General features: G+C 69.9%; 23 protein-coding genes and 2 pseudogenes. 16 read left to right on the forward strand and 9 right to left on the reverse strand.

Translation table 11 applies throughout. The features are described from left to right. Positions 1–592, reverse strand: a pseudogene (locus ACLBXO_RS27495) (glycosyltransferase); the annotation flags it as partial. Positions 593–831: 239 nt separating this feature from the next. Next, a complete protein-coding gene (locus ACLBXO_RS27500) occupies positions 832–1,290 on the reverse strand; it encodes an acyltransferase (protein ID WP_447687382.1) in 459 nt (152 codons plus the stop codon). A gap of 497 nt (positions 1,291–1,787) precedes the next feature. On the opposite strand from ACLBXO_RS27500, the gene ACLBXO_RS27505 reads away from it, so the two are divergent. Continuing rightward, the gene (locus ACLBXO_RS27505; RefSeq protein WP_447687383.1) at positions 1,788–2,312 is read left to right on the forward strand and encodes a hypothetical protein; all 525 of its coding nucleotides are present in this window, start codon (positions 1,788–1,790) and stop codon (positions 2,310–2,312) included. 61 nt (positions 2,313–2,373) lie between these two features. On the opposite strand, the gene ACLBXO_RS27510 is transcribed toward ACLBXO_RS27505, so the two are convergent. Beyond that, positions 2,374–3,807 (reverse strand): SDR family NAD(P)-dependent oxidoreductase, encoded by a 1,434-nt coding sequence (locus tag ACLBXO_RS27510; protein WP_447687384.1) that lies wholly within the window; start codon positions 3,805–3,807, stop codon positions 2,374–2,376. A 210-nt stretch (positions 3,808–4,017) separates the two neighbouring features. Here ACLBXO_RS27510 and ACLBXO_RS27515 point away from each other — a divergent pair, with 210 nt between their 5' ends. The 11 genes from ACLBXO_RS27515 to ACLBXO_RS27565 all read left to right on the forward strand — a co-directional run bounded on the left by ACLBXO_RS27515 (position 4,018) and on the right by ACLBXO_RS27565 (position 14,893). Continuing rightward, complete coding sequence (locus tag ACLBXO_RS27515; protein ID WP_447687385.1) at positions 4,018–5,625, forward strand: HAD-IIIC family phosphatase; 1,608 nt, start codon at positions 4,018–4,020, stop codon at positions 5,623–5,625. After that, a complete protein-coding gene (locus tag ACLBXO_RS27520; RefSeq protein ID WP_447687386.1) occupies positions 5,591–5,908 on the forward strand; it encodes a hypothetical protein in 318 nt (105 codons plus the stop codon). The genes ACLBXO_RS27515 and ACLBXO_RS27520 overlap by 35 nt, the downstream gene beginning before the upstream one ends. Next, positions 5,901–6,941, forward strand: coding sequence for a ketoacyl-ACP synthase III (locus ACLBXO_RS27525; RefSeq protein WP_447687387.1), 1,041 nt, complete (start codon positions 5,901–5,903; stop codon positions 6,939–6,941). Before ACLBXO_RS27520 ends, ACLBXO_RS27525 begins: the two co-directional genes overlap by 8 nt. Further along, a complete protein-coding gene (locus ACLBXO_RS27530; RefSeq protein WP_012318193.1) occupies positions 6,938–7,165 on the forward strand; it encodes a hypothetical protein in 228 nt (75 codons plus the stop codon). Before ACLBXO_RS27525 ends, ACLBXO_RS27530 begins: the two co-directional genes overlap by 4 nt. Positions 7,166–7,170: 5 nt before the next feature. After that, the gene (locus ACLBXO_RS27535) at positions 7,171–7,908 is read left to right on the forward strand and encodes an SDR family NAD(P)-dependent oxidoreductase (RefSeq protein ID WP_447687388.1); all 738 of its coding nucleotides are present in this window, start codon (positions 7,171–7,173) and stop codon (positions 7,906–7,908) included. Next, a complete protein-coding gene (locus tag ACLBXO_RS27540) occupies positions 7,905–8,555 on the forward strand; it encodes an acetyltransferase (protein ID WP_447687389.1) in 651 nt (216 codons plus the stop codon). Before ACLBXO_RS27535 ends, ACLBXO_RS27540 begins: the two co-directional genes overlap by 4 nt. A 99-nt stretch (positions 8,556–8,654) precedes the next feature. Then, positions 8,655–9,821 (forward strand): DegT/DnrJ/EryC1/StrS family aminotransferase, encoded by a 1,167-nt coding sequence (locus ACLBXO_RS27545; RefSeq protein WP_447687390.1) that lies wholly within the window; start codon positions 8,655–8,657, stop codon positions 9,819–9,821. A gap of 72 nt (positions 9,822–9,893) precedes the next feature. Then, positions 9,894–11,447, forward strand: a complete 1,554-nt coding sequence (locus tag ACLBXO_RS27550; RefSeq protein WP_447687391.1) for a glycosyltransferase family 61 protein — start codon at positions 9,894–9,896, stop codon at positions 11,445–11,447. 239 nt (positions 11,448–11,686) lie between these two features. After that, complete coding sequence (locus ACLBXO_RS27555) at positions 11,687–12,280, forward strand: GNAT family N-acetyltransferase (RefSeq protein WP_447687392.1); 594 nt, start codon at positions 11,687–11,689, stop codon at positions 12,278–12,280. A gap of 49 nt (positions 12,281–12,329) precedes the next feature. Continuing rightward, on the forward strand, positions 12,330–13,889 hold the full coding sequence (locus tag ACLBXO_RS27560) for a glycosyltransferase family 61 protein (protein ID WP_447687393.1): 1,560 nt from the start codon (positions 12,330–12,332) through the stop codon (positions 13,887–13,889). Between the two features lie 53 nt (positions 13,890–13,942). Continuing rightward, entirely contained in the window at positions 13,943–14,893 is a 951-nt protein-coding gene (locus tag ACLBXO_RS27565) for a hypothetical protein (protein ID WP_447687394.1), read from the forward strand. 172 nt (positions 14,894–15,065) lie between these two features. Here the strand turns inward: ACLBXO_RS27565 and ACLBXO_RS27570 are convergent, their stop codons facing one another. The 6 genes from ACLBXO_RS27570 to ACLBXO_RS27595 all read right to left on the reverse strand — a co-directional run bounded on the left by ACLBXO_RS27570 (position 15,066) and on the right by ACLBXO_RS27595 (position 21,260). Beyond that, complete coding sequence (locus ACLBXO_RS27570; RefSeq protein ID WP_447687395.1) at positions 15,066–16,001, reverse strand: GNAT family N-acetyltransferase; 936 nt, start codon at positions 15,999–16,001, stop codon at positions 15,066–15,068. 2 nt (positions 16,002–16,003) lie between these two features. Continuing rightward, positions 16,004–16,669: an acetyltransferase gene (locus tag ACLBXO_RS27575; protein ID WP_091981744.1), complete on the reverse strand. Its 666-nt coding sequence runs from the start codon at positions 16,667–16,669 to the stop codon at positions 16,004–16,006. Between the two features lie 3 nt (positions 16,670–16,672). Beyond that, a complete protein-coding gene (locus tag ACLBXO_RS27580) occupies positions 16,673–17,506 on the reverse strand; it encodes a class I SAM-dependent methyltransferase (RefSeq protein WP_447687396.1) in 834 nt (277 codons plus the stop codon). Between the two features lie 153 nt (positions 17,507–17,659). Continuing rightward, positions 17,660–18,781, reverse strand: coding sequence for a DegT/DnrJ/EryC1/StrS family aminotransferase (locus tag ACLBXO_RS27585; RefSeq protein ID WP_447687397.1), 1,122 nt, complete (start codon positions 18,779–18,781; stop codon positions 17,660–17,662). 12 nt (positions 18,782–18,793) lie between these two features. Next, on the reverse strand, positions 18,794–19,198 hold the full coding sequence (locus tag ACLBXO_RS27590; protein WP_447687398.1) for a sugar 3,4-ketoisomerase: 405 nt from the start codon (positions 19,196–19,198) through the stop codon (positions 18,794–18,796). Positions 19,199–19,388: 190 nt separating this feature from the next. Next, on the reverse strand, positions 19,389–21,260 hold the full coding sequence (locus ACLBXO_RS27595) for a glycosyltransferase family 61 protein (protein WP_447687399.1): 1,872 nt from the start codon (positions 21,258–21,260) through the stop codon (positions 19,389–19,391). 223 nt (positions 21,261–21,483) lie between these two features. Here ACLBXO_RS27595 and ACLBXO_RS27600 point away from each other — a divergent pair, with 223 nt between their 5' ends. The 4 genes and pseudogenes from ACLBXO_RS27600 to ACLBXO_RS27615 all read left to right on the forward strand — a co-directional run bounded on the left by ACLBXO_RS27600 (position 21,484) and on the right by ACLBXO_RS27615 (position 24,986). Next, complete coding sequence (locus ACLBXO_RS27600) at positions 21,484–22,245, forward strand: hypothetical protein (RefSeq protein WP_447687400.1); 762 nt, start codon at positions 21,484–21,486, stop codon at positions 22,243–22,245. After that, complete coding sequence (locus ACLBXO_RS27605) at positions 22,242–23,249, forward strand: NAD-dependent epimerase/dehydratase family protein (RefSeq protein WP_447687401.1); 1,008 nt, start codon at positions 22,242–22,244, stop codon at positions 23,247–23,249. The genes ACLBXO_RS27600 and ACLBXO_RS27605 overlap by 4 nt, the downstream gene beginning before the upstream one ends. Positions 23,250–23,328: 79 nt before the next feature. Beyond that, positions 23,329–23,964: pseudogene (locus ACLBXO_RS27610) on the forward strand (DedA family protein); the annotation flags it as partial. Between the two features lie 605 nt (positions 23,965–24,569). Further along, on the forward strand, positions 24,570–24,986 hold the full coding sequence (locus ACLBXO_RS27615) for a hypothetical protein (protein WP_056529681.1): 417 nt from the start codon (positions 24,570–24,572) through the stop codon (positions 24,984–24,986). The last annotated feature ends 87 nt before the right edge of the window (positions 24,987–25,073 follow it).

The following is a 25,073-nucleotide window of genomic DNA, read 5'->3' on the forward strand; positions in this document are numbered from 1 at the left end:
CGAAGGTGATCCCGCGGGTGAGGCAGTAGGCCAGGGTGTCGAATTGCGGCGCCGGCTCGCGGCCCTCGCGCCAGCCCGAGGCCATGTAGTGGTCGACCGGGTCGACGCCGGCGGCGGCGAGGTCGGGGTTGCCGGCGAGATAGAAGGCGCCGTCGACGAGGCGGCGGGCGAGGCGGTGGGCCTCGGCCGTGTCGGGCTTCGGCAGGGCTTCGGACTCCCCCTCCCGGTCGGCCCCGCCACGCCGGGCGCGGCGGCGCGCCAGGGCGTGCAGGAGCGGGTTGATGCCGGCGCGGGCGAGGTGGGGGTGGCGGGCGAGGTAGGCGGCGGAGTCGAAGTCGGGGCGCGGGTCGCGGCCCGCGCGCCAGCCGTGGACGAGGTAGTCGCGCACCGGGTCGGCCATGATCCCGTACCAGCTCGCGTAGAACGCCGCGTCGAAGTGGGCTGCCAGGGCGGCGATCTGCGCGTCCGCGGTGACGAGATCGTCCGCCGCCGGCAGGCCGCGGCGGGCGGCCAGCCGGATCAGCGGGTTGCCGCTCGCGCGGACCGGGCCGGAGCGCGCCCAGCGATGGTACAGGCCGCGGATCCGCTTCAACGCGCGGCGCCCGCTCTGTCGCGCGACGGCCGCCGATCGCGGTCGGAGGCCGTGCCGGAAGCGGCGCTGGGGTCGAGACCTGAGGCTCGGGTGAGCATGTGTTCGCGCGGGCTGGATCGAAGGCGTGTCGGAGCGCTGGGCAAGGGCCCGCGCCGACGGCCCATCGCCCTAACGGAACGCGCGCGCGGGGTAAACAACGGCGCCCCCTGCCCCGCGTCCCGCGTGCGCCGCCGGTGCGGTCAGATCAGGTCGGAGCGCCACGTCACGTTCTCCCGCACGATCCGCGCGGGGTTGCCGGCGGCCACGCAGTGGGCCGGCACCGTCCCGGTGACCACGGCGTGCGCGCCGACGATCGCGTTGTCGCCGATGACCGTGCCCTTGAGCAGGGTGGCCTGATTGGCGATCCAGACGTGGTTGCCGACCCGCACGGGCTTGGCCGGGTTCAGCCGCGTGCCGGTGTCCCGGGTGACGATGGAGTGGAAGTCGCTCGTCGTCATCCAGACGCCCGAGGCGATCGAGCAGTCCGTGCCGATCTCGATCGCCTTCCCCTCGACGGGGTTGAGATGGACGAGCCCGGTGAAGCCGGTCCGGTCGCCGATGCGCAGCACCGAGCCGGGGCCGATATAGATGTTGGCCATCGACAGCCGCACGTCCTCGCCGACGTCGAACCGGCAGTTCGACTCGATGACGATGTGCATGTCCTTGTCGGACACGCAGCCCCTGCCTATGCGGACGTAGTTGTTGTCGCCGTTGACGTAGATCTTTCCCGCTTGGCTGTGCTGATCCCGCGGATCAATGTCGATGACATTATTCTCCCCTTTATCGAAGATATTCAAGGACATAATTCGCTCTGCGGGATCTATGAACGCCCCTGGGTACGGCGCGGCCGGCGCCCCGGACCGGACGGCCGCACATCGAACCCGCGGAAGAAAGCTCGCCTTCTGACATGACGATTGCGGTATCGCCGTGCCGAAATCGGGATCCGTCCGCATTCGGCGGTCGCGCCGACGCCCCCGGGCCGGCAACGGCGTTTCAGGAACGTCTCTAAGGCATCGGGCGCCGTCCTCACAACTCGCGCGGCGAATCGGGTGCGCGTGGCCGGGTCCGGTCGGCGCGGCTCCGCGCGGCTGTTGACGCCGGAAGGCGCCTGTGTCGTATGCCGTCAGCCATCGAAATCGTGGGATGAGGCCGTCCGATGGATGAGGACAACACCCTGACGAAGGCCCTGGTGGACGTTCGGGCGCGCCGGGCCGCGCTGCAGAGCGACTATGACCGGATCGCGGCCGAGCTGACCAAGCTCCGGGCGGCGGAGGCCGCGCTGACCTCCATCGTCGAGGGGATCCCGCTCGACGCTACCGGTCTCCACGCGCCCGAGGGTCCGCGGTCCGCCGCGGCGGACCGCGCCGCGCCCGCCTCCGGCGGACGGCGCGGCGCCCGCGGTCCCCGGGCCAACTCGGCCAAGGGGCGGCTGAAGGCGCTGCTCGGCTCGGCCGGCCCGCAGGGCCTGTCGCACGCCGAGATCGCCGACCGGCTGCCCGACGTCGCGCCCAACACCCTCAACACCTATCTCAGCATGCTGGTCACCGGCGGCGAGGCGATCCGGAACGGCGACTTCTTCACCGCCGCCGCGGCGCCCGACGGGGCCGAGGACGGTGAGGGCGAGGTCGAGACCGACTCGGACGCGGACGAAGAGGTCCGGCACGACGCCGCCGCGGAGTGAGGCCGGCGCCCGGCTCGGACAGGGCCGTCCAGCACGGTCCCGTGCCCGCCACGCCTCGAGGTCAGGCGGCCGCCGACATCCGGCGGATGATCGGCAGCATCAGCGCGCTCGGCGCGGCGGCCGGCACGGGGAAGATCGTGGCCGTCTGGTCGGTCTTCACCCGGGGCAGCCGCTCGATCACGGTCCGCAGGTTCGGGAGCGTGCGCGCCAGGGTCGCGGCGAGCGTCTCGCCCGCGATCTTGGCCATCACGTATTCCAGGGTGTCGCGGGGCGCCTCGTCGATGGCGCTGGTCGACGGGTAGAAGGCCACCACGGCGTCGCCGTGCTCCAGGCAGAACTGGCTCAGCTCGTAGAAGGCGGTGTTGTAGACGCGCATCATCTCGTCCAGGCAGGCCGGCTCGAAGGGGGCGCGCTTCTGGCGGAAGATGCGGGGCGTCGCGAAATGGTAGAGCTGCGACGGGCGCATCGCCAGCGCCGCGAGCTGCGCGGCGGCCGGCTCGGCGGCGTCGTAGCGGAGGATCTGGCAGCGCCCGCCGGCGTCCCGGATCTCCCGGGCGACGGCCTCCGCCTCCTCGGCGCCGGACGCATAGGTGATGCAGACCGCCCCGCCCCCGGCGGCGATCAGCTTGGCGGTCGCGGCGCCGAGGCCCCGCGACCCGCCGACGATCAGCGCGGACACCGCCGCGAAGGCGCCCGGCTCCACGAGCGCCGCGAGGTCGCGCAGGCTTTCCTGCTCCACCGGCCGCGGGCGGACGAAGCCCTCGACCCGGGCGACGAGGCCGGGGCCGACCGCGTCCAGCGTCACCGATTGCAGCATCGGCTGGAACCGCTTCACCGCGTAGCCGAGGCTCGCACCGGTGTCCCCCTCGGTGACGGTCACGTCGATCTTCGAGAGGATCGAGTGGAGGCCGGGCACGAACATGCCGACGAGCGTCGAGAGGCCGCCCAGGGCCGCGACCCGGCCGGGACCGAGGGCGCGGGCGAGGCGCGGCGCGAGCGCGGCGATCGCCGCCGGGTCCGGCAGCGCGAAGGCGCCGGCGAGCCCCGTCAGGGCCGCCGGATCGCGGGCGACCGGCTCGGCGGGGATCGGGACGGGCGCGACCTCGACTGCCTGACCCGGGGCCCTCTCCGCCGCGAAGGTCGCCTGGATCGTCAGGGTGCGGACGCCGTCCACCGCCACGGATAGGCGCAGCTGCCCCGCGTCCGCCGCGTGGGCCGTCAGGACGGTGCGGTCCCCGACCAGGACGAACCGCTCGAACCGCATCTGCAGCGTCGCGAGCCGGTCGAGGGGATGGGTGTCGGCGCAGGCATCGAGGGCCCAGAGGGCGGCGTGGACGCCGTGGACGGCCCGCTCGCCGGCCAGCGTCCGCCGGGCCATCCGCGCGTCCATGTGCATCGGGTTCACGTCGCCGGTCGCCCGCGCGAAGGCGGCCTGATGGGCCTCGGTCCAGGTCCGCGTCGTCGCGGCGGCCTCGTCCGAACCGGATCCGTACATCGCGCAGCTCCTCCTCGCCCGGTCCCCGCCAAGTCCCCGCTAGGTCCCCGCCCCGACCGGGCTGACCGGGCTGACCGGCCGCCGGATGCCCGGCCCCTTGCTTTATGGCACGCGATCTCGCAAGAGGGCGGCGCTCGCACGCACGGAAAGGGGCCGGTCGATCGCCGGAGGGCAGGCATCCGCAGGGTGTCGCAGGGACCGGTATCGAGGATGACCACGGCTCGCGCCCTGTCGATCGGTTTCGTCGGAAACGTCGTCACCAACCCGTTCGGGAAGGTGGCGGGCCGCCTTGCGGATCTCGCCACGGTCTCGTGCGAGCATCTCCCCATCGGACAGATCGAGCAGGTGCTGGCGGGTCCCGCCGCCGCCGACGTCCTGATTGTGCATCTCGACCACCGCTGGTTCTTCGACGTCGCCCCGGACGAGGCGGCGGTCGCGCGCGCGCGGCACCTCGCCGAGATGGTCTCGGCGCGGCTCGCCCGGGCGCCGGGGACGATCATCCTCAACACCGTGCCGTTCGTGCCGGTCTCGTCCGTCGAGAGCGACCTCCACGACCAGCTCGCCGCGCTGGCGCGGGTGAACGCGGTGCTGTTCGACCTCGCCCGGACGCAGGAGCGGGTCAGCGTCGTCGACGCCGCCGGGGCCCTGGCGCTGCTCGGCTTCGCCAACGCCTTCCGCGAGCGCAACCGGTACATGTACCAGATGCCCTACGCCCCGGCCGCCGTGGACGCGCTCAGCGAGCGCTACGCCGACGCCGTCGCGGCGCGGCTGCGGGCGCGGCGCAAGGTGGTGGTGGTCGACGCCGACAACACCCTCTGGGGCGGCGTCGTCGGCGAGGACGGCGTCGAGAACCTGGAGGTCGACAGCGACTATCCGGGGATCGTCCACACCCAGCTCCAGCGCCAGCTCCTGCGCCTGAAGGGCCTCGGGATCTTGCTCTGCGCGGTGACGAAGAACAACGAGGAGGATTTCCGCGCGGTCTTCGCCCAGCGCGCGATGCCGCTCCGCCTCGACGATTTCGTGGCCTACCGCAGCAACTGGACGGAGAAGAGCGAGAACATCCGCGACCTCGCCGCGACCCTGAACCTCGGCCTCGACAGCTTCATCTTCCTCGACGACAACCCGTTCGAGATCGAGGAGGTCCGCGCGCGGCTCCCCGGGGTCGAGTGCCACCTGTTCGACCGGACGCGCCCCGAGCAGGCGCTCACCCTCCTCGACGGGATCGCGTCGCTGCGCGCCCGGAACGTCACCGCCGAGGACCTGGCCAAGACCGAGCAGTACCGCGGCGAGGCCCAGCGCCAGGAGCTGCAGCGCTCCGCGGCCTCGATGGACGAGTACCTCGCCTCCCTCGAGATCCGGGTGCATGTCGCCCGCAACAACCTGGGCTCGCTGCGGCGGGTCACGCAGCTGATCAACAAGACCAACCAGTTCAACCTGACGACCCGGCGCTACACCGAGGACGAGGTCGCGACCGCCATGCGGGAGGGCGGCGTCTACGCGGCCCGGGTGGTCGACCGGTTCGGCGACATGGGCATCGTCGGGGTCGCCATCGTCCGGGGCGGCGAACTCGAGACGTTCCTGATGAGCTGCCGGGCCCTCGGACGCCGCATCGAGGCCCAAATTCTGCGCCACGTCTGCCAGCAGGAGGGTGATCGGGACCTGAAAGCCCAGTATCGCCCGAGCGCGAAGAACCGGATGGTCGAGAGCTTCCTCGACGACAACGGCTTCGAACCCCTCAGCGCTGGCCCCGAGGGCAAGACGTACCGACTGACACGAGGACCGGATGACACCCCCTACATCCACATCGTCGCGGAGTGACCGCGGCGCCGTCGAGGCGGCTGCCCGCGCGACCTTCGCGCGGCTCGTCGAGACCTGGGGGCGCCCGGACCTGGAGAATCCCGGGCCCGAGGACGACGTCTACGAGCGGCTCGACTCCTTCGCGGTGGTCGAGCTCCTCCTCGAGACGGAATCCGAGATCGAGCGGACGGTCGGCCGCTACGTGCCGCTCGCCAACGAGAGCATCCTCGACAGCACGAAGTCGCCGCTCCGCCGCTTCCAGGGCTGGATCGAGTACGTCGCCGAGACGGTCGAGCATGGCTGAGCTGCGGTTCTCGCGCGCGACCCTCGCGGGGCTCGTCACCACGGTCGGGGCGCGCGTCCAGGCCTTCGACGACGAGGCGGCCGGCCTCGGGCTCGCCCCCGAGGAGGCGGAGCGCCTCAAGCGGGCCATGGGCTTCTCGACCCGTCACGTCGTCGCCGATCCCGGCACCACGACGGCGGATCTCTGCCTGCACTCGGCGCGCCACCTCCTGCGCGGCCTCGACCTGCAGCCCGACGCCGTCGAAGGCCTGATCCTCGTCACCCAGACGCCGGATTACAGCTCGCCGTCGACGTCGATCGGAATGCAGCACCGCCTCGGCATGCGGACCGAAACGCTCTGCTTCGACATCCGCCTCGGCTGCAGCGGCTTCGTCTACGGGTTGTCGGTCGCCTACAGCCTGGTCGAATCCGGCCTCGAGCGCGTCCTGCTCTGCGTCGGCGACGTCGCGAGCCGCATGGTCGCGACCGGGGACCGGTCGATCACGCCGATCATGGGCGACGCCGGCGCCGCGGTGCTGATCGAGCGGCGCGAGAGCGAGAGCTTCTTCCAGCTCCACAGCGACGGCTCGGGCGAGAAGGCCCTGTTCATCCCGCACAGCGGCCTCCGGGCCGACGCCGAGGATGCGGGCAAGCCCGGCACCATGCACATGGACGGGGCGCAGGTCTTCAACTTCACCCTCAAGCGCGTCCCGCCGCTGATCGATGGCATCCTGGCCTTCTCGGACACGCGCGCCGCGGACGTCGACTTCCTGGTCCTGCACCAGCCGAACAAGTACATCCTCAAGAACCTCCAGCGCCGCCTGGGGCTCGACGACAGCAAGCTCCCGACCGGCACCCAGTCGGTCTACGGCAACCAGAACTCGGCCTCGATCCCCGGCACGATCTCGGGCTTCCTCGCGGAGGCCTATGCCGGCCGGCGGGTGCGCTCGCTGCTCGCCGGCTTCGGGGTCGGGCTGAGCTGGGGAGCCTGCACGATCACCACCGACCGGATCTTCGCGCCCCCGGTCCTGACCTACGAGGAGACCACCCGATGACCGAGGGCGCATTCCTGGACGAGCTCGGCACGATCCTCGACCAGCCGGGGCCGCTCGCCCGCGGGCAGAGCCTCGGGGCGATCGAGACCTTCGACTCGCTCGGCATCCTCAACATCATGGCCCTCTACGACACGCTCGGCCTCGAGGTGGATCCGCAGCGGATCGCCGGGGCGGCGACCACCGACGACCTGATCGCGCTGGCCGGCGCGAAGCTGCAGGCCTGAGCGCGATGTCGGAGCCGGTATCGGAGCCAGGGGGGCACGTCCTCGTCGTCGGGGCCAGCAGCGGCATCGGCCGCGCCGTCGCCGAGCGCCTCCGCGCGGGCGGGGCGCGGATCACCGCCCTCGCCCGGCGGGCGGACCGGCTCGCCGAGCTGGAGGCGCTCGGCTGCGCGGCCGTCGCGGCCGACGTCACCGACCTTCCGGCGATCGGCGGCGTGCTGCAGGCGGCGGTGGCCGAGCGGGGCCTCCTGACCGGGCTCGTGTACTGCGCGGGCGTCCAGGTCATCAAGCCGATGCGCAGCCTCGGCGTGGAGGAGGTCGAGCGCCTCTACCGCACCAACCTCGTCGCGCCGACCCTGTTCGCCGCCGCCTTCGGCAGCGCCCGCGTCTCGACCCGGGACGCGGTGTTCTGCGCGGTCTCGTCCGTCGCGGCGCAGCGGCCCGAGCCGGCGATCGTGCCCTACGCCGCCTCCAAGGCGGGCCTCGATGCCCTGATCAAGGGGCTCGCCCGGGAACTCGCACCCCGGCGCGCCGTCGGCGTCGCCCCCGGCTGGCTCGACACCGAGATGACCCAGGCCCATGCCCGCCTGTACGGCGCGGAGTTCAAGGAGGCGCTGGAGAAGCGCAGCCCCGCGGGCGCCGCCACCGTCGAATCCGTGGTCGACGCCATCGCGTTCCTGATGTCGTCCCAGGCCCGGCACGTCACCGGCGAGATCCTGCGGGTCGACGGCGGGGCCGTGCTGTGACCGGGACGGCGCAGCGGCTCGCGCTGATCGGCGGCGGCGGCTTCTCCAAGGAGATCGCCGAGGTCGCCCGCGCCCTCGGCCACACGGTCGAGGATACCTACTCGACCGCTCCGGAAGTTCAGGTCGGCCGCTACCGGGGCTATCTCGAGGCGCTGCTCGCCGACCGGGCGGAGTATGACGGCGTCGTCCTGGCAATCGGCGGCGTGAGCCGGCGCGCGATCCGGGCGCGGGCCGAGCTGATCGCGTGGCTCGACCGGCACGCCCTCCCCTGCCCCGCCCTCGTCTCGCCCCGCGCGATCGTGAGCCCGGACGTCGCGGTCGGCGCCGGCGCCTTCGTAGCGCACGGGGTGATCGTCAACGCCGATGCCCGGCTCGGGCGCTTCTGCGTGCTGAACTCGGCGGCCATCGTCGGCCACGACACGGTCGTCGGCGACAACACCACGATCTCGCCGGGCGCCTTCGTCGGCGGCCGCTGCACGATCGGTGCCGACAGCCTCGTCGGGCCGCTCGCCAAGATCCTCCAGGGCCTCACCCTCGGTCAGGGCGTCACGGTCGGCATGGGCTGCAATGTCCTGCGCGCCCTGCCCGACAACGCCACGATCTGGCCCCGGGCGGACATCGTCGCCCCGGCGCCGAAACCGGCCTGATCGGCCTCAGCTCCGCCCGATTGCTACGTCATTTCAGTTGTCCCGAATTCGATATGTCCAGATGGTCGGCCTCGCGTCCGAACATCGCGAGGAGGTTCCATGAGCGCTGAGCCGCGATCGTTCGAGCAGCCGATCTACGTGACCCGTCCGATGCTGCCCGAACTCGCGGTCTTCACGAAGCATCTGGAGGCGATCTGGCAGTGTGCCGTTCTCTCGAATGGCGGACCGCAGCACGTGGAGCTGGAGAAGCGGCTCCACGCCCACCTGGGCGACGGCCACATCGCGCTGTTCAACAACGGCACCAACGCCCTGATGACGGCGGTCAAGGCCCTCGACCTCTCGGGCGAGGTCATCACGACACCTTTCACCTTCGCGGCGACCCCGCACGTGCTCGCCTGGCACGGCATCCGGCCGGTCTTCGCCGACATCGAGGAGCACTCGATGACTCTCGATCCGGCCCGGATCGAGGCCGCGATCACGGAGCGCACCACCGGCATCCTCGCGGTTCACGTCTACGGCAACCCGTGCGACGTCGAGGCGATCGAGCGGATCGCGCGCAAACATCGCCTCAAGGTGCTGTACGACGGCGCCCACGCCTTCGGGACCCGGGTCAACGGCCGGCCCATCGCGAGCTACGGCGACGCGACCATGTTCAGCTTCCACGCCACGAAGCTCTTCCACACCGCGGAGGGTGGGGCCGTGGTCACCAACGACGGCGACGTGAAGCGGCGGATGGAGCTGCTGAAGAATTTCGGGATCGCCGACGAGGTGACCGTCAAGGCTGTCGGCATCAACAGCAAGATGAACGAGATCCAGGCCGCCATGGGCCTGTGCCTGGTCGATGCGGTCGCGGCCGAGAAGGCGAAGCGGCTCGACCTCGCGCATGTGTACCGGGATCACCTCGGCGGTCTGCCCGGCATCACCGCCTCGCGGCCGCTCGACCTCGATACCGACAGCCTGCAGTATTACTGCCTTCGGATCGACCGGGCCGTCGCCGGCGTGAGCCGTGACGAGGTCTACGACCGCCTCAAGCACTACAATGTCTTCGCGCGTCGCTATTTCTATCCGCTGTGCAGCCAGTACGAGCCGTACCGTCTCTTTCCCGACAGTGCGATCGACAATCTGCCGGTGGCCAACAGAGTCGGCGACCAAGTCCTCTGCCTGCCCTTCTACGGCGAGCTCGGGACCGCCAACGCGGAGCGGATCTGCCAGATCCTCCGTCACATCGTGATGGACGGCGCCGTCGGCGCTGTGCACGCAGCCTGAGATCGGCCGGCGTTCGGACAATGAGTGTTTCTGGATCCGGCCCTTGAGCGCCCGATGCCCGGAGGGGTTGGTATGAGTGCCGTCCTCATCTCCAGTTTGCGCGCGCGCGTCAGCCTGTTTCTCGCGGGGAAACTGGTCGATGCCGAGTATTATCTGAATCGCTATCCTGACGTCCGCGCGGCCGGTGTCGATCCGGTCCGACACTTCGCCGAATGCGGTTATGCCGTCCCCATCCGCGCGGCGAACCCGTCCATGGAGCGGGCCATCATCAGGCTCTCGCCCTTCCTGGCGCTGGCGGCCGTGCTCCTGCCGATCCGGCGCGACGACTGGGTCCAGTGTTTCGTCGCCCATTATCAAGATCTCTGGTGCGGCGACTTGGGTCTGAAATTCCGCTTCGCCCGCTGGGTTGCGCGTCTCCTGGCGGCCCGGGCCACGGGTTCCGGGCCCGTCGCCGCGAATCTGGAGCGGATCGTCGGCACCACGCTCCCGATCGCCCGGATCGGCGATGAGCATCCCTGGCTCACGCTGCGGAGGATGGACCCGCCGGAGACGCATCGATTCAGCTCCCCGCGGGTGTGGGAAGGGCGCGGCGCGCCCGTCGCGCGCGAGGTCACGCTACCCCCGCTCTGGTGCGCGACCGTCCAGAATGCCAGCGTCTTCGGAGCCATGCAGGTCGCGGCGAGCGGTCACTTCGTGGTCTATGAGCCCGCCGCCGATCCGAGTCTGTCCTTCGCGGCCGGACAGCATCGGCACGTCATCGCCTGCTACGCGCCACAGGACAACAAGATCGTGGCGCGCCTGCCCGATGCCGCGACAAGCCGCCTCGACGAGGCGATCCTGCTGGGCGGCCGGTGCAGCAACAACCATTTCCACTTCCTCATCGAGTATCTCTCCCGAGGCTACCTGATCGATCGCCTGGGTCTCCCCGACGACATCCCGCTGGTCATCTCGGACAATCTGTTCCCATCGCAGATGGAGGCCCTCGAGTTATTCTTTCCGGGTCGGAAGTTCGTCGCGCCGTCCAGCCGGGAGCGGCTCGACGTCGGGCGGCTCCACATCCCGTCCCTCATGACGTATCTCCCAGACGCGCTTGAGGTCACCGACTGGAAGAAGGAGGGGCTCCGCTTCGCGAGCCTGGACTGGCTGCGGCGGCGTGCCTACGAGGCCCTGAGCCTCGAAGACGACGCACTGTCCCAGCCGTCCCGGATCTTTCTGGCCCGGCGGCGCGGCAGAAACATCGTGAACGCCGACGAGGTCGAGGCTGTCTTCGCGCGGCACGGCTTCGCGATCGTGGATCCGAGCACTCTGTCCTTCATCGAGCAGGTGAGACTGTTCGCTGCCGCGACCCATGTCGCCGGTCCCCTGGGCGCCGCGTTCTCGAACACGATCTTCTGCAGGCCTGGCACATCCGTGCTCGGCCTCGGATCACGCTACGCCGTCACCTCGTCCCTGTTCCAGAATTTGGCGGAATTGATGGGCTGCGACTGCATCCATCTCCTGAGCGACAAGCGAAAGCGTGACTTTGTCCGCTTGAGCGCGAACAAGATCTCGCTCCGGCAAGGAAGCTATGCCATCAACACGCGTCGCCTCGACGGCTTGCTGAGGACGTGGCTCGTGCCAGCCTGAGACGGTTGGTTTCCGCGGAAGGTAGGTGGCTTCGCCCGCTCTACGGGTCCGGCTCAGCCCGGGTCGTTTGATGCCGGGATGTGTGACCCTCTCCGCGTCGGACCGACTGGCACACGACGTGTCGGCACCGCGGCAGACCGGCCCCGGAGCGTCGCGTGACAAGGGCCTCCGCGCGTGGCAGGACTTGCCGAGATCCGTGCGTTCGTCGCGTTCCAGCCACAGAGCCGTATCCACCCCGTATGCACATGCCCATCGACCGGATCCGTGAAACGCGTCCGCTGGACAGCCGGCGGCGCTCGCATCTGCGGCTGGCTGAGCCGAGCGACGCGGCTCTGATCTACCGGTTGCGCTCCGACAACCGTCTCAGCCGTTTCCTCAACGCGCCACCCACCACGGTGGAAGAGCAGGCAGCGTGGCTCACGCGATACAAGAACGACGAGGCCGCGGGCAGACAGTACTATTTCATCATCGTTTCCGATGGCCAGGATCGCGGCACGGTCCGGATGTACGATTTTCGGATCATCGCCGGATTGAAGTCGTTCTGCTGGGGCAGCTGGATCATCGCGCCTCCTCCGGTCGTCGGCCTCGCAGGTTACTCCGCCCTCGCGATCTACGAACTGGGGTTCGAGCACCTCGGCTTCGAGCATTGTCATTTCGACGTGCGTCGTGAGAATGAGAGCGTGATCAATTTCCACCTCCGTTCGGGCGCGAAAATCGTCGACGAGGGCGAGCAGGATTATTTCTTTCACTTCAGCCGCGAAGCCTATGACGCGTTCAGGTCGGCGCACGCGTCGACCATCGAGCGCCACTCCGCCTTGTTGCAGACCTACTGATCGGAGCGGCGGCGAGCGACGGTGCTGAGCACCCGATCTCAGTTGCACGATGCGCCGTTCGACGTCGAGGATAGATATCTCAGCGATGTTGGAGTGGCTTGCCTTACGGATCGCGCGCCGGATCGTCGACAGTGACTATTATCTGACACGAAATGCCGACGTGGCGGCGGCAGGTGTCGATCCGGTCGCCCATTTCGCACGACACTGGTCCGCGGCGCCATTGCGCGCGCCCAACGCGCGCATGGAGGCGCGGATCTACGCGTGGTCGCCCGTGCTCGTCGCCGTTCTGGCGATGCTCGGGCAGAGCCGTCAGGACATCACGGACTGCTTCCGCTACCGCATCAACCAGCTCGCGACCCGGCGCGGCTTCGGCCTGCAGCTTCGGCTCGCCCTCGCGCTCGCGCGCTTCCTCGCCGTGCGGTCCGCATCGCCCGCACGTCCGAGCGGCGGAGCGGGCACCGGTCTCGGCTCGATCTACCCGGTGGTGCGGATCGGGCAGGATGCGGTGCCCTGGATCGACTGCCGCGGCATCGCGGAAGCCGGCGTGTTCGACTTCACGGATCCGGAGGTCGCCCTGTCCGCGCAGCCGCCGACCGCCCGTCGACTGCGCAGGCCGGAACTCTGGTGCGCGACGATCCGGGACGCGTCGCTCTTCGGCTTCGCTCAGATCGTCTCCCATTCCGCCTTCGTGGTCTACGAGCCGGAGGCGGACCCGGCGTTCCGCTACACGAGCCGCCAGTGCGAGTTCGTCATCACCTGTTTCGGCCCCGAGGGCGACCGGGTCCTGGCCCGTGTCCCGCAGGAGGCGGATCGGGCGATCGATGCGGGCATCCTTCTGATCGGGCGATGCGGTGCGAACTATTTTCACTTCCTGATCGAGTACGCCACGAAGGGCTACATCGTCGACAATGCGTCGATACCGCAGGATGTGCCGCTCATCCTGAGCGACGATCTGTTTCCGCAGGAAATGGACGCCCTGAAGCTGCTCTTCCCGGGCCGCCCATTCACGGTCCGGCAGCACGGGCAGCGGCTGGACGTGAAGACGCTCTACGTTCCGTCCTTGATGACCTTCATTCCGGATACGCCCGACGTCGAGTTCTGGACGGTCGCCGCTGTCAATCACGCGAGCCTCTCCTGGCTGCGTGAGCGGGTGATCGAGGCCGTGCCAGCGCCCAGTACTCCGGCGGGCCGGAAGCTCTATCTCGGGCGATCCGCGGGGCGTAACATCACGAACGCCGCCGAGGTGGAGGCCGTGTTTCGCCGGCACGGTTTCGAGATCGTGAACCCGGGGCAGCTCAGCTTCGCGGAACAGGTCGAGGCTTTCAGGACTGCGCGCTGCATCGCCGGGCCGATCGGCGCCGCCTTCGCCAATCTGGTTTTCGCATCCCCGGGCACCCTCGTCCTGGGACTCGTGTCGCCGTTCGCCGTGCAGTTCTCGACGTTCGCCAGCCTCGCGAGGTTTGCCGGGTGTCGCTACTTGGCCGTCCCCGGTGAGCACGGGGCCTATCGCCCCGGGGCCGAGACGCGCCGCCGCTCGCTCGAGCTGACGCACGGCAATTACCGCATCGATCTCGATTACCTGGATACCGTGCTGCGGACCAATGTTTGAAATCTGGCTGTGCCGGCGCACGTCGTCGCGATCTGATCGATAGGGATGACAGCATGAAGACGCCATGGACCGATCTTGGCCTGCGGTTCGCCGCGCCGGGCTCGGGTCTGCTCCGGACGCACGCCATGCTGCCCACGCCGATCGTGCTGGCGGACCGTGTCCGGGTATATTTCTCGTCCTGCGATGCCGGTCTGCGCGGGCGTATCTTCTCCGTTGACCTGAGCTTGGACCATCCGCACCCGGTCATCCATTTCGATCCCGCCCCCGTTCTCGATCTCGGAGCCGCGGGGTGTTTCGACGCGGACGGCGTCAATCCCTGTCATCTTGAACGCGTCGATGATCTTTGGCGGCTGTATTACGTCGGCTGGCAGAGACTGTCGGAGGACGTTCCCTACACCCTCCTGGCCGGCCTCGCGGTGAGCGAAGATCGCGGCAAAACCTTCAGGCGGTGGAAGACGGAGCCTGTCCTTCCGGCGACGCCCGACGAGGGCTACTTCCGGACTGCTCCGTTTGTCCGGCGGGTGGGGGACGGCTTCCAGATCCTGTATATCGGCGGCAACCGCTTCGTCCGTAGCCCCTCCGGGAAGATGCTCCCGCGTTACGCCATCCGCCGGTCGAGATCCGCGGACGGGATTAATTGGGCGGCCCCGGCGGAGGATGTGCTGCTGCCGGATGAGGCGCGCGCCGAGATCGGCTTCGGCCGTCCGCGCGTCGAGACGCTCCCCGGGCAGGACCCTGTCCTGATGGTCTCGGTTCGGACCGAACAGACCTACAGGCTGATGATGTGCCCGTGGGACGAGGGCCCGGTCGATCCGTCCCGCCTCGTTCCGGTCATCGATACCGCAGGACAGGCATGGGCGTCCGAGATGACGTGCTTCGGTGCGACCTGCCAAGTCGGCGAGCGGACCCTGCTCTTCTACAACGGCAACGGCTTCGGACGAACCGGGTTCGGTCTGGCCTACCGGGATCCGGCCGCGGCCGAGGACGGATTTCGAAGGATGTGAGCCCGGACGCGTGCCGGGACAGGCGCTGCCGCGACCTGATCGACATCGGCTTCGGGAGCGGTGCAGGGCCCCCGACCCCCATGGCCAGCCCGTGCGCGTCGGCGGGCGATCACCGCCTCTGCGGGGCTCGGGCCGGTCAGGACCTCGGACGGGCCGCGCCGCTGCAACGCCGCTACAATGCGACCGTGTAGGTGTCGTGCATCACGGCGCTGCCGCCGAACTCCTCCTTCTGGGTGAGAAGGCCCTGGTTCAGGACGCGGCCGCCCTCCTCGGTCGAGATGCCGAAGTCGAAATAGCGCTTCGTCGGCTGGTAGGTCTTGATCAGCGTGCTGAAGAGGAGGTCCAGCGCCCCCGCGTCCCGGCCCTGCCGGTTGGACGCGATGTACTGCGCATGCGCGACGTCCGCGGTCTCGAAGATCACGACGCCGCCCACCGTCTCGCCCGCCTGCTCGGCCGTGAACAGCTTGATGTTGTCCGGAAAGCGCCCCGCCAGCATCTCGATCTCCGGCAGGGTGTGAACCGGCGCGACGCCGTGGCGCTCCCGGAGCGTCTGCGCGAGGATGTCCCAGAACTCTGGCCAGCGGCCGTCGGTGCGGACGGTGAGGCCGGCCTTCTGCGCCTTGCCGACACCCCGGCGGCGGCGGGACGAGAGTTCGCCGGGCAGCCGGTAGTCGATCGTCGTGGTGACGTCCCTCCGGACCAGCTGGGCGCCGACACGGAACAGGCAGTAGAGGTCGGCCTCGGCGGGCCGGCGGTGATAGATCGACGGGACCGGCTTGTAGATCAGCTTCCTGGCGCCGGCCTGCCTGTAATGGTTGAGGCAATCCTCGAACAGCGTCAGGGTGGCGTCGGTCGACAGGCGGCCGGTCAGGAGTCCGCCGAACGTCAGGCCCTGATGGGAATGGATCGTGTCGCCGTCGACATTCGCGGGAAGCGTCGCCACCAGCGTGTCGTCGCGGATGATGAGCAGCGACGCGTCCGTGAAGCGGTCGGCGTGGTAATCCATGAAGCCGCGATCGAACAGGAAATGCCCGTTGAGAGCCGTGCCATTGTGCGCGTTCCAGGCCGAGGTTTGATCCTGGGTGAAGCGCCGGACCGTCACGGTCATCGCTAGCGCGCTCGGCAGAAGCGCGTTGCGGCGATCTTGCGCGGCTCTGCCGGATTGCCTTGGTAGATCTTGTCCGGCTCCGTGGATTGCGCGAGGCTCGACGCCATGCTGATGTAGTTGTCGGGCGCGATCGTGACGCCGTGCCCGATGGCGGCGTTGACGCCGAGGAAGCTGTAGGCCCCGATCCGGCAGAAGCCCGAGATCACCACGTGTGAACTCACGAAGACATTGTCCTCGATGACCGAGCGGTGGCCGATGTGGTTGCCGCTCCAGAGTGTGACGTTGTTTCCAATCTCAACGAAGGGTTGGACGACGTTGTGCTCCAGGATGAAGCAGTTCTCGCCGATCGTGACATTGTGCCAGACGAAGGCCTTCGTGCTGACATACGACGTCAACCTGTAGCCCATGGACTTGACCTGCGCGCAGAGATCGGCGCGGACGCGATTGAGCTTCGAATCGCCGATGGCGACGAAGGCGTCGTACTCCTCGGGCGGGTAGGCCTGCTGCACCTGGGCGAGCGGGATCACCGGCAGATCGTGGTGATGCGGCTGCGTGATGTACGCCTCGCCGATCGAGAAAGCCTTCACTTCATGGCCGCTGTCGTGGGTGAAGTACTCGTAGGCCATGCTGGCGATTTCGCCGTTGCCGAAGATGATCAGCGGTTTCATCGATTACGCCTTCATGATGAGGAGATCTTCGCGCCGGTTGGCCATGGGGAGATCCGGCGCCTGAGGCATGACGTAGGCGTCCGCGCCGGCGGCCTGCGCCCGCTGGATGAGCCCCGTGAGCACGGCGTCGTCGATCTTGCCGGGGCTCGGCTCATTGTAGCGGACGTCCGGCTCGGAGTCGGTCTGCGTGAAGGCCTTGTGAAAGCGCCGGCCGGTCTCGCTCGCGAAGAAGCGGCGGCGCTTCGAGATGTTCGGGATGTCGCCGATCAGGGCACGGCCGCCATCGGCGAGCAGCGCCACGATGCTGTCGAGGAAGGTGAAGGGATTGCCCTCCGCGAACACGTAATGGAAGACGCTGTAGCAGAGGACGATGTCGGCCTGGCCGACCGCATTCCGGACGGCGTCCCGGTTCGCCGGGAACGCGCCGGCGATCTTCGAGGTCACGCCGGCGACGTCGGGCAGTTGCTCGAGCATCTCCGCGCTATCGACGAGGACCAGGCGGTGGTCCCGCTCGCGGCACAGGTCGATGAGGCGATGCGGCAGCCCGGCGCATCCGGGCCCGATATCCACGATGGTGGCGCCGGTCCCGAGCAGTGCCGGGAGCTTGGCCGCGATGTCGCGCAGGATCGCACCCTCGAAGCCGTCGCGATACGTCTCCGGGAAGCCGATCCGCTCGTTGGCGGAGAGGTGCGGATTCTGCGCGAGGGCGCGGAATCCCTCGAACGTGAGGTCGACCTTGGCGAGATCGACGTCGCGGCCGGTCCGGAGGTTCTCCAGGGAACTCGGGCCGTCCTCGGGAGGGCCACCGTCGGCAGCGTTCAGGGGTGACGATGACACGGGGGCCTCCTGTTCCGTTTGGAATCGGCGTCCGCGCCCGGGCGGTTTCGGTCCCGAGACGCTCCAGCTGCCCGAACTGCGCGGCGCGGGGAACCGGCCGCGGATCTTAGGACCGCTGCCGGAGCCGGGCTCGGCGGTCCGAGGCGGTAGATCTCACGCCGGGCCGTGGCGCTGATTGGAGGCCATGGCCGCACGGCAGGCGCGCACGACGTGCCGGATTTCTTCTTCCTGAAGATGGGGCCCGATGGGGAGGCTCAGGATCTCTCGACCGAGGACGCGGCCCAGACGGCTCTCCCCCGCGATCGAGACGCCCGCATAGGCTTCGGCATCTGCCGGTGCGATCGGGTAATGGATCTGCGTGCCGACCCCCGCCTCGTCGAGCCGCGCTGCCAGCGCATCCCGCTGCCCGGACCGGACGACGAACAGGTGCCAGACGGGATCGGTGCGCGGATCGACCTGCGGAAGGGCGAGGTCCGTATCGGCGAGGCCGTCCCGATACGCGGCCGCGACGGCGCGGCGCCGGCTGTTCCAGTCGTCGAGATGGCGCAGCTTGATGCGAAGCAGCGCGGCCTGAAGCTCGTCGAGCCGCGAGTTCACCCCCTGCTGCCGATGCACGTATTTCTCGCGCGAGCCGTAATTGGCGAGTTCGCGGATCCGGCGCGCGACTGCCGTGTCGGACGTGGTCACGGCCCCGCCATCGCCCAGGGCTCCCAGATTCTTGCCCGGATAGAAGCTGAAAGCGGCGGCGTCGGCGAGACTGCCGGTCCGCCGCCCGGCGAAGGTGGCGCCGTGGGCCTGCGCGGCATCCTCGATGCAGACGAGATTATGCCGGTGCGCCAGGGCGCGCAGCGCCTCCATGTCGGCCGGCTGGCCGTAGAGGTGGACCGGCATGATGGCCTTCGTCCGGCTGCTGACAGCCCGTGCGGCTCCGGCCGGGTCCATATTGTAGGTCGACGGATCCGGATCGACGGAGACCGGCCTCGCGCCGACCTGGCTCACCGCCAGCCAGGTCGCGATGAAGGTGTTCGACGGCACGAGCACCTCGTCGCCGGGACCGATCCCGTAGGCGCGCAGGATCAGGATCAGGGCGTCCAGGCCGTTGGCGACGCCGACCGCATGCTCGGCCTCGCAATAGGCGGCGAACTCCGATTCGAAAGCTTCGACCTCCTCACCCAGGACGTATCGCGAACGGTCCAGGACGCGGTGCCACGCGGCGTCGAGGTCGGCGCGGACGGTGTCGTGGGTGCGGCCGAGATCGAGAAACGGAACCTTCATCGCGGGCCTCCCCTACCGGCTTCCCACGGCGCGCAAGAATGTGTCGTAGTCCCTGTAATAGTCGCTCTCCTCGTAATGCTGCGAGGCCAGGGAGAGACACACTGCCCCACCGGAGAACTCGTCGATATCGCGCCACACCATGCGCGGGACATAGAGGCCGATGTTGGGTCGATTGAGCAGAAACGTCTGGCGCGTGCGGCCGTCATCCAGGTGAACTTTGAAACTCCCAGAGATCGCGATCAGGACCTGCCGCAGCTCTTTGTGGCTATGCCCCGCGCGCACCGCGCCGTGCGAGACATCGTAGATGAAATAGACGCGTCGGATGTCGAACGGCACGTCCTTCCCGGCCTCGATGGGCGTCAGCGCTCCCCTGTGATCGAGGATGTGGCGAAACTCGATCAGGTGTGGCTGAGTCATCGTTCCCCCGCCGAAATGCCGGCTCTCTGACGTCGACCCTCGATCGCGAAACTTACCATGGACCGTGCCGAGGCCCCTTCGCGTCCGGAGCGCGATCCGATGTCGCGAAGCCCTCTAAGCGCAACGCGACCGATCCGCAACGGTCGGACTCTACTTCCGCGAGCTTTGTCGAACAAATGCAATTACTGATCTATTGTCCATCGGCTCGCCGCGGGAAGGGAAGAGCGCCGAGCAGTCGGCCCACGACCGACCGTCCGGCGACCGCAGGCGCGACGGGCGGCACCTGCGGCGATAGGACCGGGGCTGGCTGCGCCAGAGATCCGAGGGCACCGACCACCGCGCTCGGCGCGACGTGGTAGCTGGCGTGGAAGGCGTGACCGTCCTCGTTCGTGGTCGCGCCGCGCAGGAACGTGATCTGCGCGCCGCCGGCCTCGATGAAGCTTGTATAGCCCCGGAAATTGAAGCTCAGGTTGGCGTGGATCAGGCCGAGGATCCGGCAGTCCGGGCGGCAGAACAGCCCGTTGGTGAGCGCCGAACTCGACGAACCGACGATGATGTCGGCGGCGTGGAACGCGTCGACCTGTTCGAGGAACGTCATCGTCTCCGGGGTGATGACCTCGAAGCCGTGCGGCCGGAGCGCCTCGGCGATCTCGATCTCGTTGACGAGCTGGCGCTGCGCGAAGGCCTTGCGCGAGATGAACAGCCGGCGGCCGGTGCCGCCGCTCAGGGCCCCGCGCGCGCGCGCGCTGTCGAGGATGCGGGTGCGCAGATCTACCAGGATGTCGGAGGGCCAGATCGTGTCGTAGACCCGCTGTCCCGGCCGCATCTCGAACGGGAAGAAGGCGGGCACCGGCGCGAGGCCGAGCCGGCCGAACGCCACCGGCCGGGGTGGCAGCTTGATGATTGGGCGGTCGCGCGTGTCGAGGAGCCGGACCACCTCCTCGTGGGTCGCCGGCATGTGGTCGTCGATGCAGAGCGGGATGCCGTCCGGGCAGCGCGGGTCGTTGTAGGCCAGCATGCGCGGCACGAACTCGCAGAACCAGTGGCCGTAATTCCGGCTCTGGAGCCCGAACATCGACAGGCCGGCCTCGATCGACAGGCTGTCTTCCGGAACCTCGACGAGGGCCCGCCTCTCCCCGAAGGCCGCCATCACGATCTGGTCCGGGTTGACCCCGTCCTGGAGCAGCACGTCTCGCCGGCGGGGATGGGCGGCGAGGTCGTAGATCAGGTGGCCGTCCCTCACGACGAGGTTGCTGCGCGGGAAGGCGTGGCATCCGTCGACGAACGCGAGGTAATGGCTCGGCGCCTCCAAATCCCCCGGCTCGGAGGTGAGGGGCGGCGGCGGCTCGGTGAACTTGAGACGCGGTGCCTGGATCGGCCGGGGCGGCCGTAGCTCGGCGTAGTCGATGCCCGGCCGGCCGGCCAGGGACGCGGCGGTGACCATGTCGTAGCAGGCCAGGGGGCCGGCGCCGATCAGCCGGCGGGTCGTCTCGTGCAAGGCGACGGCCGCGTCGAATTCGCCGGCCTCGATCAGCGCGTCGAGCTGCAGCCGGCGCAGGTTCTTGATCTTCTTGGCGAGCGGGTCCCCGTCCCGCGAGACGAGACCGGGGGCGCCGCCGTTGAGGTCCAGGGCGAGGCGGTAGCACTGGACGCTCGCCTCGGCCTCGCCGCGCAGCTCCAGAAGCCACGCCCGGTCGATCAACTCCTCCATGATCCGCGGTCGCAGCCGGTTCGCGTCCGCGGCGCGCAGGCGCGCGACGACCGGATCCGCCTCGGCGAAGCGTTCGCGGGCGCAGAGGTCGCGCAGGCGCACCTCCGCGGCGGCCAGGGTCCAGCGGCCGCCATCGCGGCCCGCCAGTGCGGCCGCGAGGTCGTAGGCCTGCGCCGCGAGGTCGGGCGCGCCGCCGCCGTCCAGCCGGAACGCCAGGGCGTCGAGATGGCGGATCATCGTGTCAGAGCTGGTCCCCGCCGCTTCCGGATCGGCCGCGAGCGCGCCGAGCCGCGCGATCAGGTCGGCCTGGCCGCCGCGATGATCTCTGATCAGGTCCAGGAAGTGTGACATGTTCCGCGCGCTCGACCGGCCCGTTCACGGCCTCGACGTGGTGCCAACCTCGGACGGCCGCCGGCAGGGCGGGGCCGCGCATCGGGCGTCGTGGCAGGAGCCCACCCTTAGCGTCCCGCCGCGGAACTGGTAAATCCCCGTCCCGAACCGGTCGGGGCTTCGGGTGCCGGCCGGATGCGGCGGCGACGGTCCGGCGCGCGGATGGGAGAGGGAAGGCCTTCGGATGCCGGAGTCGGGGAGTCTCGAGATCGACGGTGATCGGATCGCGGCGGTCCGGACGCTTGCGGCCGGCCGGCAGGCGGGTCGCGACGGGGCGCTGTGCGCCATGGAAGCGGTCGCCCATCTCGCCGGCGAGCCGCTCTCGGACCGGCCGGCCTGCGCGTCCCCCGTAATTGCCGCCTTCGTCCGGACCTGGAGCGACGGCCTGCCCCAGTTGGAGCGGGACAGACTCATCCTCCCGCTCCTCCCCCGCCTCGTCGGGACGCGCGGTCCGGAACCCGTCGAGCGGCGCCGGGCCGGGATGGTGGCCGACTGGCTCGTCCGCGTTCACCTGCCGGCGTGGTTCCACCTCGCCAAGCTGAACGTCGAGGCCGACGTGCTGGCCGGCCTGCCCGAGATCCGCGATCTGAGTGACCTCGCCGGGCTGTGCGACGATCTCCGACGCGCCCGCAAGCGGGCAGCGATCGCCAATCTCACCCTGCGCCAGACCGGCCCCTCCGTGCGGGCGGCGGCCTGGGACGCCGCCCAGCGGGCGGCCTGGTCGGCAATCCGCGACGATCTGGAGGCGGCCGGCGGGCCGATCCTCGCCGCCGGCTGGGACGCCGCCTACGCGGCGGCCTACGCGGCGGCCCGCGCCTCCGGCAAGGCGCCCCTGGAGCCGACCCGGCGCGCGTTGCAGGACACAGCCCTGACGCTGCTCGAGCGCCTGATCGCGGCGGCCGAGGCCGGGCCCGAAGGGGCCCGCCCCGCCGATCCGCGGCCGTGAGCGGCGACGCCGCCGGCGGGCCGCCCGGGTCGGGGCTCGCGGGCGCCCGCTGCCTCGTGCTGGGCGGCGGCGGGTTCCTCGGGCTGAACCTGTGCAACCGCCTCGCGGCGGCGGGCGCCGAGGTCACGTGCTTCAGCCGCAGCCACCCGCAGGCCGAGGTCCTGGACCGGCGCGTCGCGCGGGTGTCCGGCCAGTTCTCCGACCGCCTCGCCCTCGCCAACGCGGTGGAGCGCCAGGACGTCGTCTTCCACCTGATCGCCGGCTCGATCCCCGAGAGCTCCAACCGCGACCCGTCGGCGGAGCTCTCGGCGGCGCCGATCGCCACGCTGCACCTCCTGGAGATCTGCCGTTCGGCCCGGATCGGGAAGCTCGTGTTCGCGTCCTCCGGGGGCGCGATCTACGGGATCCCGGCCGCCATCCCGATCCCCGAGCGGGCGCCGACCGACCCAATCTCGGCCTACGGCATCAGCAAGCTGATCATCGAGAAGTCGCTCCACCTCTACCGGCACCTCCACGGGATCGACTACCAGATCCTGCGGATCGCCAACCCCTACGGCCGCTTCCAGCTCGGCACCAAGCACCAGGGCCTGATCGGCAGCTACATCTACCGCGTCCTCACCGGCCAGCCGTTGGAGGTCTGGGGGACCGGCGCGGTGGTGCGCGACTTCCTGCACATCGACGACGTCAGCGACGCCTTCCTGGGCGCGGTCGCCTATCGGGGGCCGCACAAGGTGCTGAACGTCGGCAGCGGCCGGGGCTTGAGCGTCAACGAGGTCATCGCCGAGCTGAAGGCGGCCTTCGGGCGGGACCACGTCCCGTGCGTGCACCGGCCGAGCCGCGCCGCCGACGTGCCGGCCAACGTGCTCGACACCGCGCTGATCCGGGCGGAGCTCGGCTGGCAGCCCCGCGTCCCCCTGCAGGCCGGGCTGACCGGGACCATCGCGTGGATGCGCGCCCACTTGGCGCAGGCGGAGAAGGCTGGTCCACCCCCCGCCACCGGCTGACCGACCGGATCTCGTCTTCGCCCCGGAGCGGCCACGTTTGTCGGCGAGAGCGGGCGGCATCGATCCGCGAGGAGAGCCCATGTCCTTCCTGCACGATCTGCCGATCGCCGACCTGATCGCGCATTACGGCTATCTGGCCATCTTCGTCATCATCACCCTGGAGAGCGCCGGGCTGCCCCTGCCCGGCGAGACGGTGCTGCTGACCTCGGCGGCCTACGCGGGCAGCACGGGCAACATCAACATCGCCGTCGTCGTGGCGATCGCCGCGACCGCCGCCATCCTGGGCGACAATGCCGGCTACTGGGTCGGCCGCCGCTGGGGACTGCCCCTGCTCCTGCGCAAGGGGCACCTGATCGGGCTCGACCACGGCCGGCTCAAGCTCGGCCAGTACCTGTTCCGCCGGCACGGCGGGAAGATCGTGTTCTTCGGCCGCTTCACCGCGATGCTCCGGGCCTACGCGGCGGTCCTGGCCGGCGTGAACAAGCTCGACGCGCGCCGCTTCATGGCCTTCAACGCCCTCGGCGGCGTCGCCTGGGCCTCGATCATGGGATTCGGCGCCTACCTGTGCGGCCGGTCGATCGAGAACGTGATGGGCCCGGTCGGCCTCGGGCTGCTGGCCTTCGTCCTGCTGGGCGCCGTCGCGCTCTGGCTGTTCATGCGCCGGCACGAGGCGCGCCTCATGGTCGCGGCGGAGGCCGAGATCCCGGGACCGCTCGGCGGGGGGCTCGGTGAGGCGCGGGTCGAGCCTGTCATGGAGCCTCACCCGGCGCACGGCGGCGTGGACCCGAGCAGCCCCGTCCAGGCGGAGTTCCAGAATCAGATCGAGTCGCTCCTGGCCCAGCGCGCGCGCGCGGCGCCGCAGGCCCCCGCGCGCGCGGCCGTCCGCACCCGGCGCGCGCCCTGGCCCCTGTGGTTCAAGATCCCCGTGCTGCTCGTCGCCGCCGGTGCCGGCATGGCGGTGATCTCGTGGCACGACGGCGTCACCGGCGGCTTCTACGGGCGGCTGATCGGGCATGTCGGGATCCTCGGCATCGCCCTGATCCTCGTCGTCCCCGCCCTCCTGCTGCTGGTGGTCGGCCGGTGGCTCCCGCGTCCGGAAGACGAGGCCGACGCGGAGGCCGAGGAGGCCGTCGGTCTGGCGGCGTGACCGCCCGTCCCGCGATCCGCGCGCCCCGCGCGCAGGGTTGACCGGTCCCGGAGCCGATCGTACAGCCGGCCTCGACCCGACAGGGGCGCCCCGTCGCGCCGGCCTCCGGCCGATCCCGCCGGCGGCCGCGTGCCCGAGACCCGTCGGGCCCCGCGACTGAGACGGAGCCGACCTTGGGCGAGGACGTAGAGGCGCTGCGGGCGGAGCTCGCCGAGACCCAGGCGCGGCTCAAGGAAGCGCAGGGCGAGCTGGCCCGGCTGGTGCGCCTCGCCGAGGCGGATCTCCAGCGCCGGCGTCCCGGCGAGCAGTCGAGCGTCGTCGCCTCGTCGGTGCGCCGTCCCGCCGCCAAGGAGGTCGCGGCCCGGATCGCCCGGTTCGCCCACCTCTACCGGGAAGCCGCCGAAGCCGCCCCTGACCGCGCGCCGGTCGTGCCCGAGCAGACGATGCTCGCGTGGCTCGAGACATCCGGCCTGTTCGATCGCCAGTTCTACCTCGCGTGCAACGACGACGTCGCCAATGCGGGGGCCGATCCGATGATGCACTATTACAATCACGGGTCGGAGGAGGCGCGCCTGCCCTCGACGCTGTGAGGGCCGGTTGACGGCGCGCGCGCCGCGGAGTGACCGATCTTGCAAGTGGTCTCTCCTAAGTGTTGGCGCGCTTTGCGGGCGATCAGG

The organism is Methylobacterium sp. C33D (assembly GCF_053345825.1).

Coding starts and splice junctions, on each gene's coding strand:
- ACLBXO_RS27500 (WP_447687382.1), bottom strand. CDS start 1,290: ATGCACATCGTCATCGAGTCGAACTGCCGGTTCGACGTCGGCGAGGAC.
- ACLBXO_RS27505 (WP_447687383.1), top strand. CDS start 1,788: ATGGATGAGGACAACACCCTGACGAAGGCCCTGGTGGACGTTCGGGCG.
- ACLBXO_RS27510 (WP_447687384.1), bottom strand. CDS start 3,807: ATGTACGGATCCGGTTCGGACGAGGCCGCCGCGACGACGCGGACCTGG.
- ACLBXO_RS27515 (WP_447687385.1), top strand. CDS start 4,018: ATGACCACGGCTCGCGCCCTGTCGATCGGTTTCGTCGGAAACGTCGTC.
- ACLBXO_RS27520 (WP_447687386.1), top strand. CDS start 5,591: ATGACACCCCCTACATCCACATCGTCGCGGAGTGACCGCGGCGCCGTC.
- ACLBXO_RS27525 (WP_447687387.1), top strand. CDS start 5,901: ATGGCTGAGCTGCGGTTCTCGCGCGCGACCCTCGCGGGGCTCGTCACC.
- ACLBXO_RS27530 (WP_012318193.1), top strand. CDS start 6,938: ATGACCGAGGGCGCATTCCTGGACGAGCTCGGCACGATCCTCGACCAG.
- ACLBXO_RS27535 (WP_447687388.1), top strand. CDS start 7,171: ATGTCGGAGCCGGTATCGGAGCCAGGGGGGCACGTCCTCGTCGTCGGG.
- ACLBXO_RS27545 (WP_447687390.1), top strand. CDS start 8,655: ATGAGCGCTGAGCCGCGATCGTTCGAGCAGCCGATCTACGTGACCCGT.
- ACLBXO_RS27550 (WP_447687391.1), top strand. CDS start 9,894: ATGAGTGCCGTCCTCATCTCCAGTTTGCGCGCGCGCGTCAGCCTGTTT.
- ACLBXO_RS27555 (WP_447687392.1), top strand. CDS start 11,687: ATGCACATGCCCATCGACCGGATCCGTGAAACGCGTCCGCTGGACAGC.
- ACLBXO_RS27560 (WP_447687393.1), top strand. CDS start 12,330: ATGCGCCGTTCGACGTCGAGGATAGATATCTCAGCGATGTTGGAGTGG.
- ACLBXO_RS27565 (WP_447687394.1), top strand. CDS start 13,943: ATGAAGACGCCATGGACCGATCTTGGCCTGCGGTTCGCCGCGCCGGGC.
- ACLBXO_RS27570 (WP_447687395.1), bottom strand. CDS start 16,001: ATGACCGTGACGGTCCGGCGCTTCACCCAGGATCAAACCTCGGCCTGG.
- ACLBXO_RS27575 (WP_091981744.1), bottom strand. CDS start 16,669: ATGAAACCGCTGATCATCTTCGGCAACGGCGAAATCGCCAGCATGGCC.
- ACLBXO_RS27585 (WP_447687397.1), bottom strand. CDS start 18,781: ATGAAGGTTCCGTTTCTCGATCTCGGCCGCACCCACGACACCGTCCGC.
- ACLBXO_RS27590 (WP_447687398.1), bottom strand. CDS start 19,198: ATGACTCAGCCACACCTGATCGAGTTTCGCCACATCCTCGATCACAGG.
- ACLBXO_RS27595 (WP_447687399.1), bottom strand. CDS start 21,260: ATGTCACACTTCCTGGACCTGATCAGAGATCATCGCGGCGGCCAGGCC.
- ACLBXO_RS27600 (WP_447687400.1), top strand. CDS start 21,484: ATGCCGGAGTCGGGGAGTCTCGAGATCGACGGTGATCGGATCGCGGCG.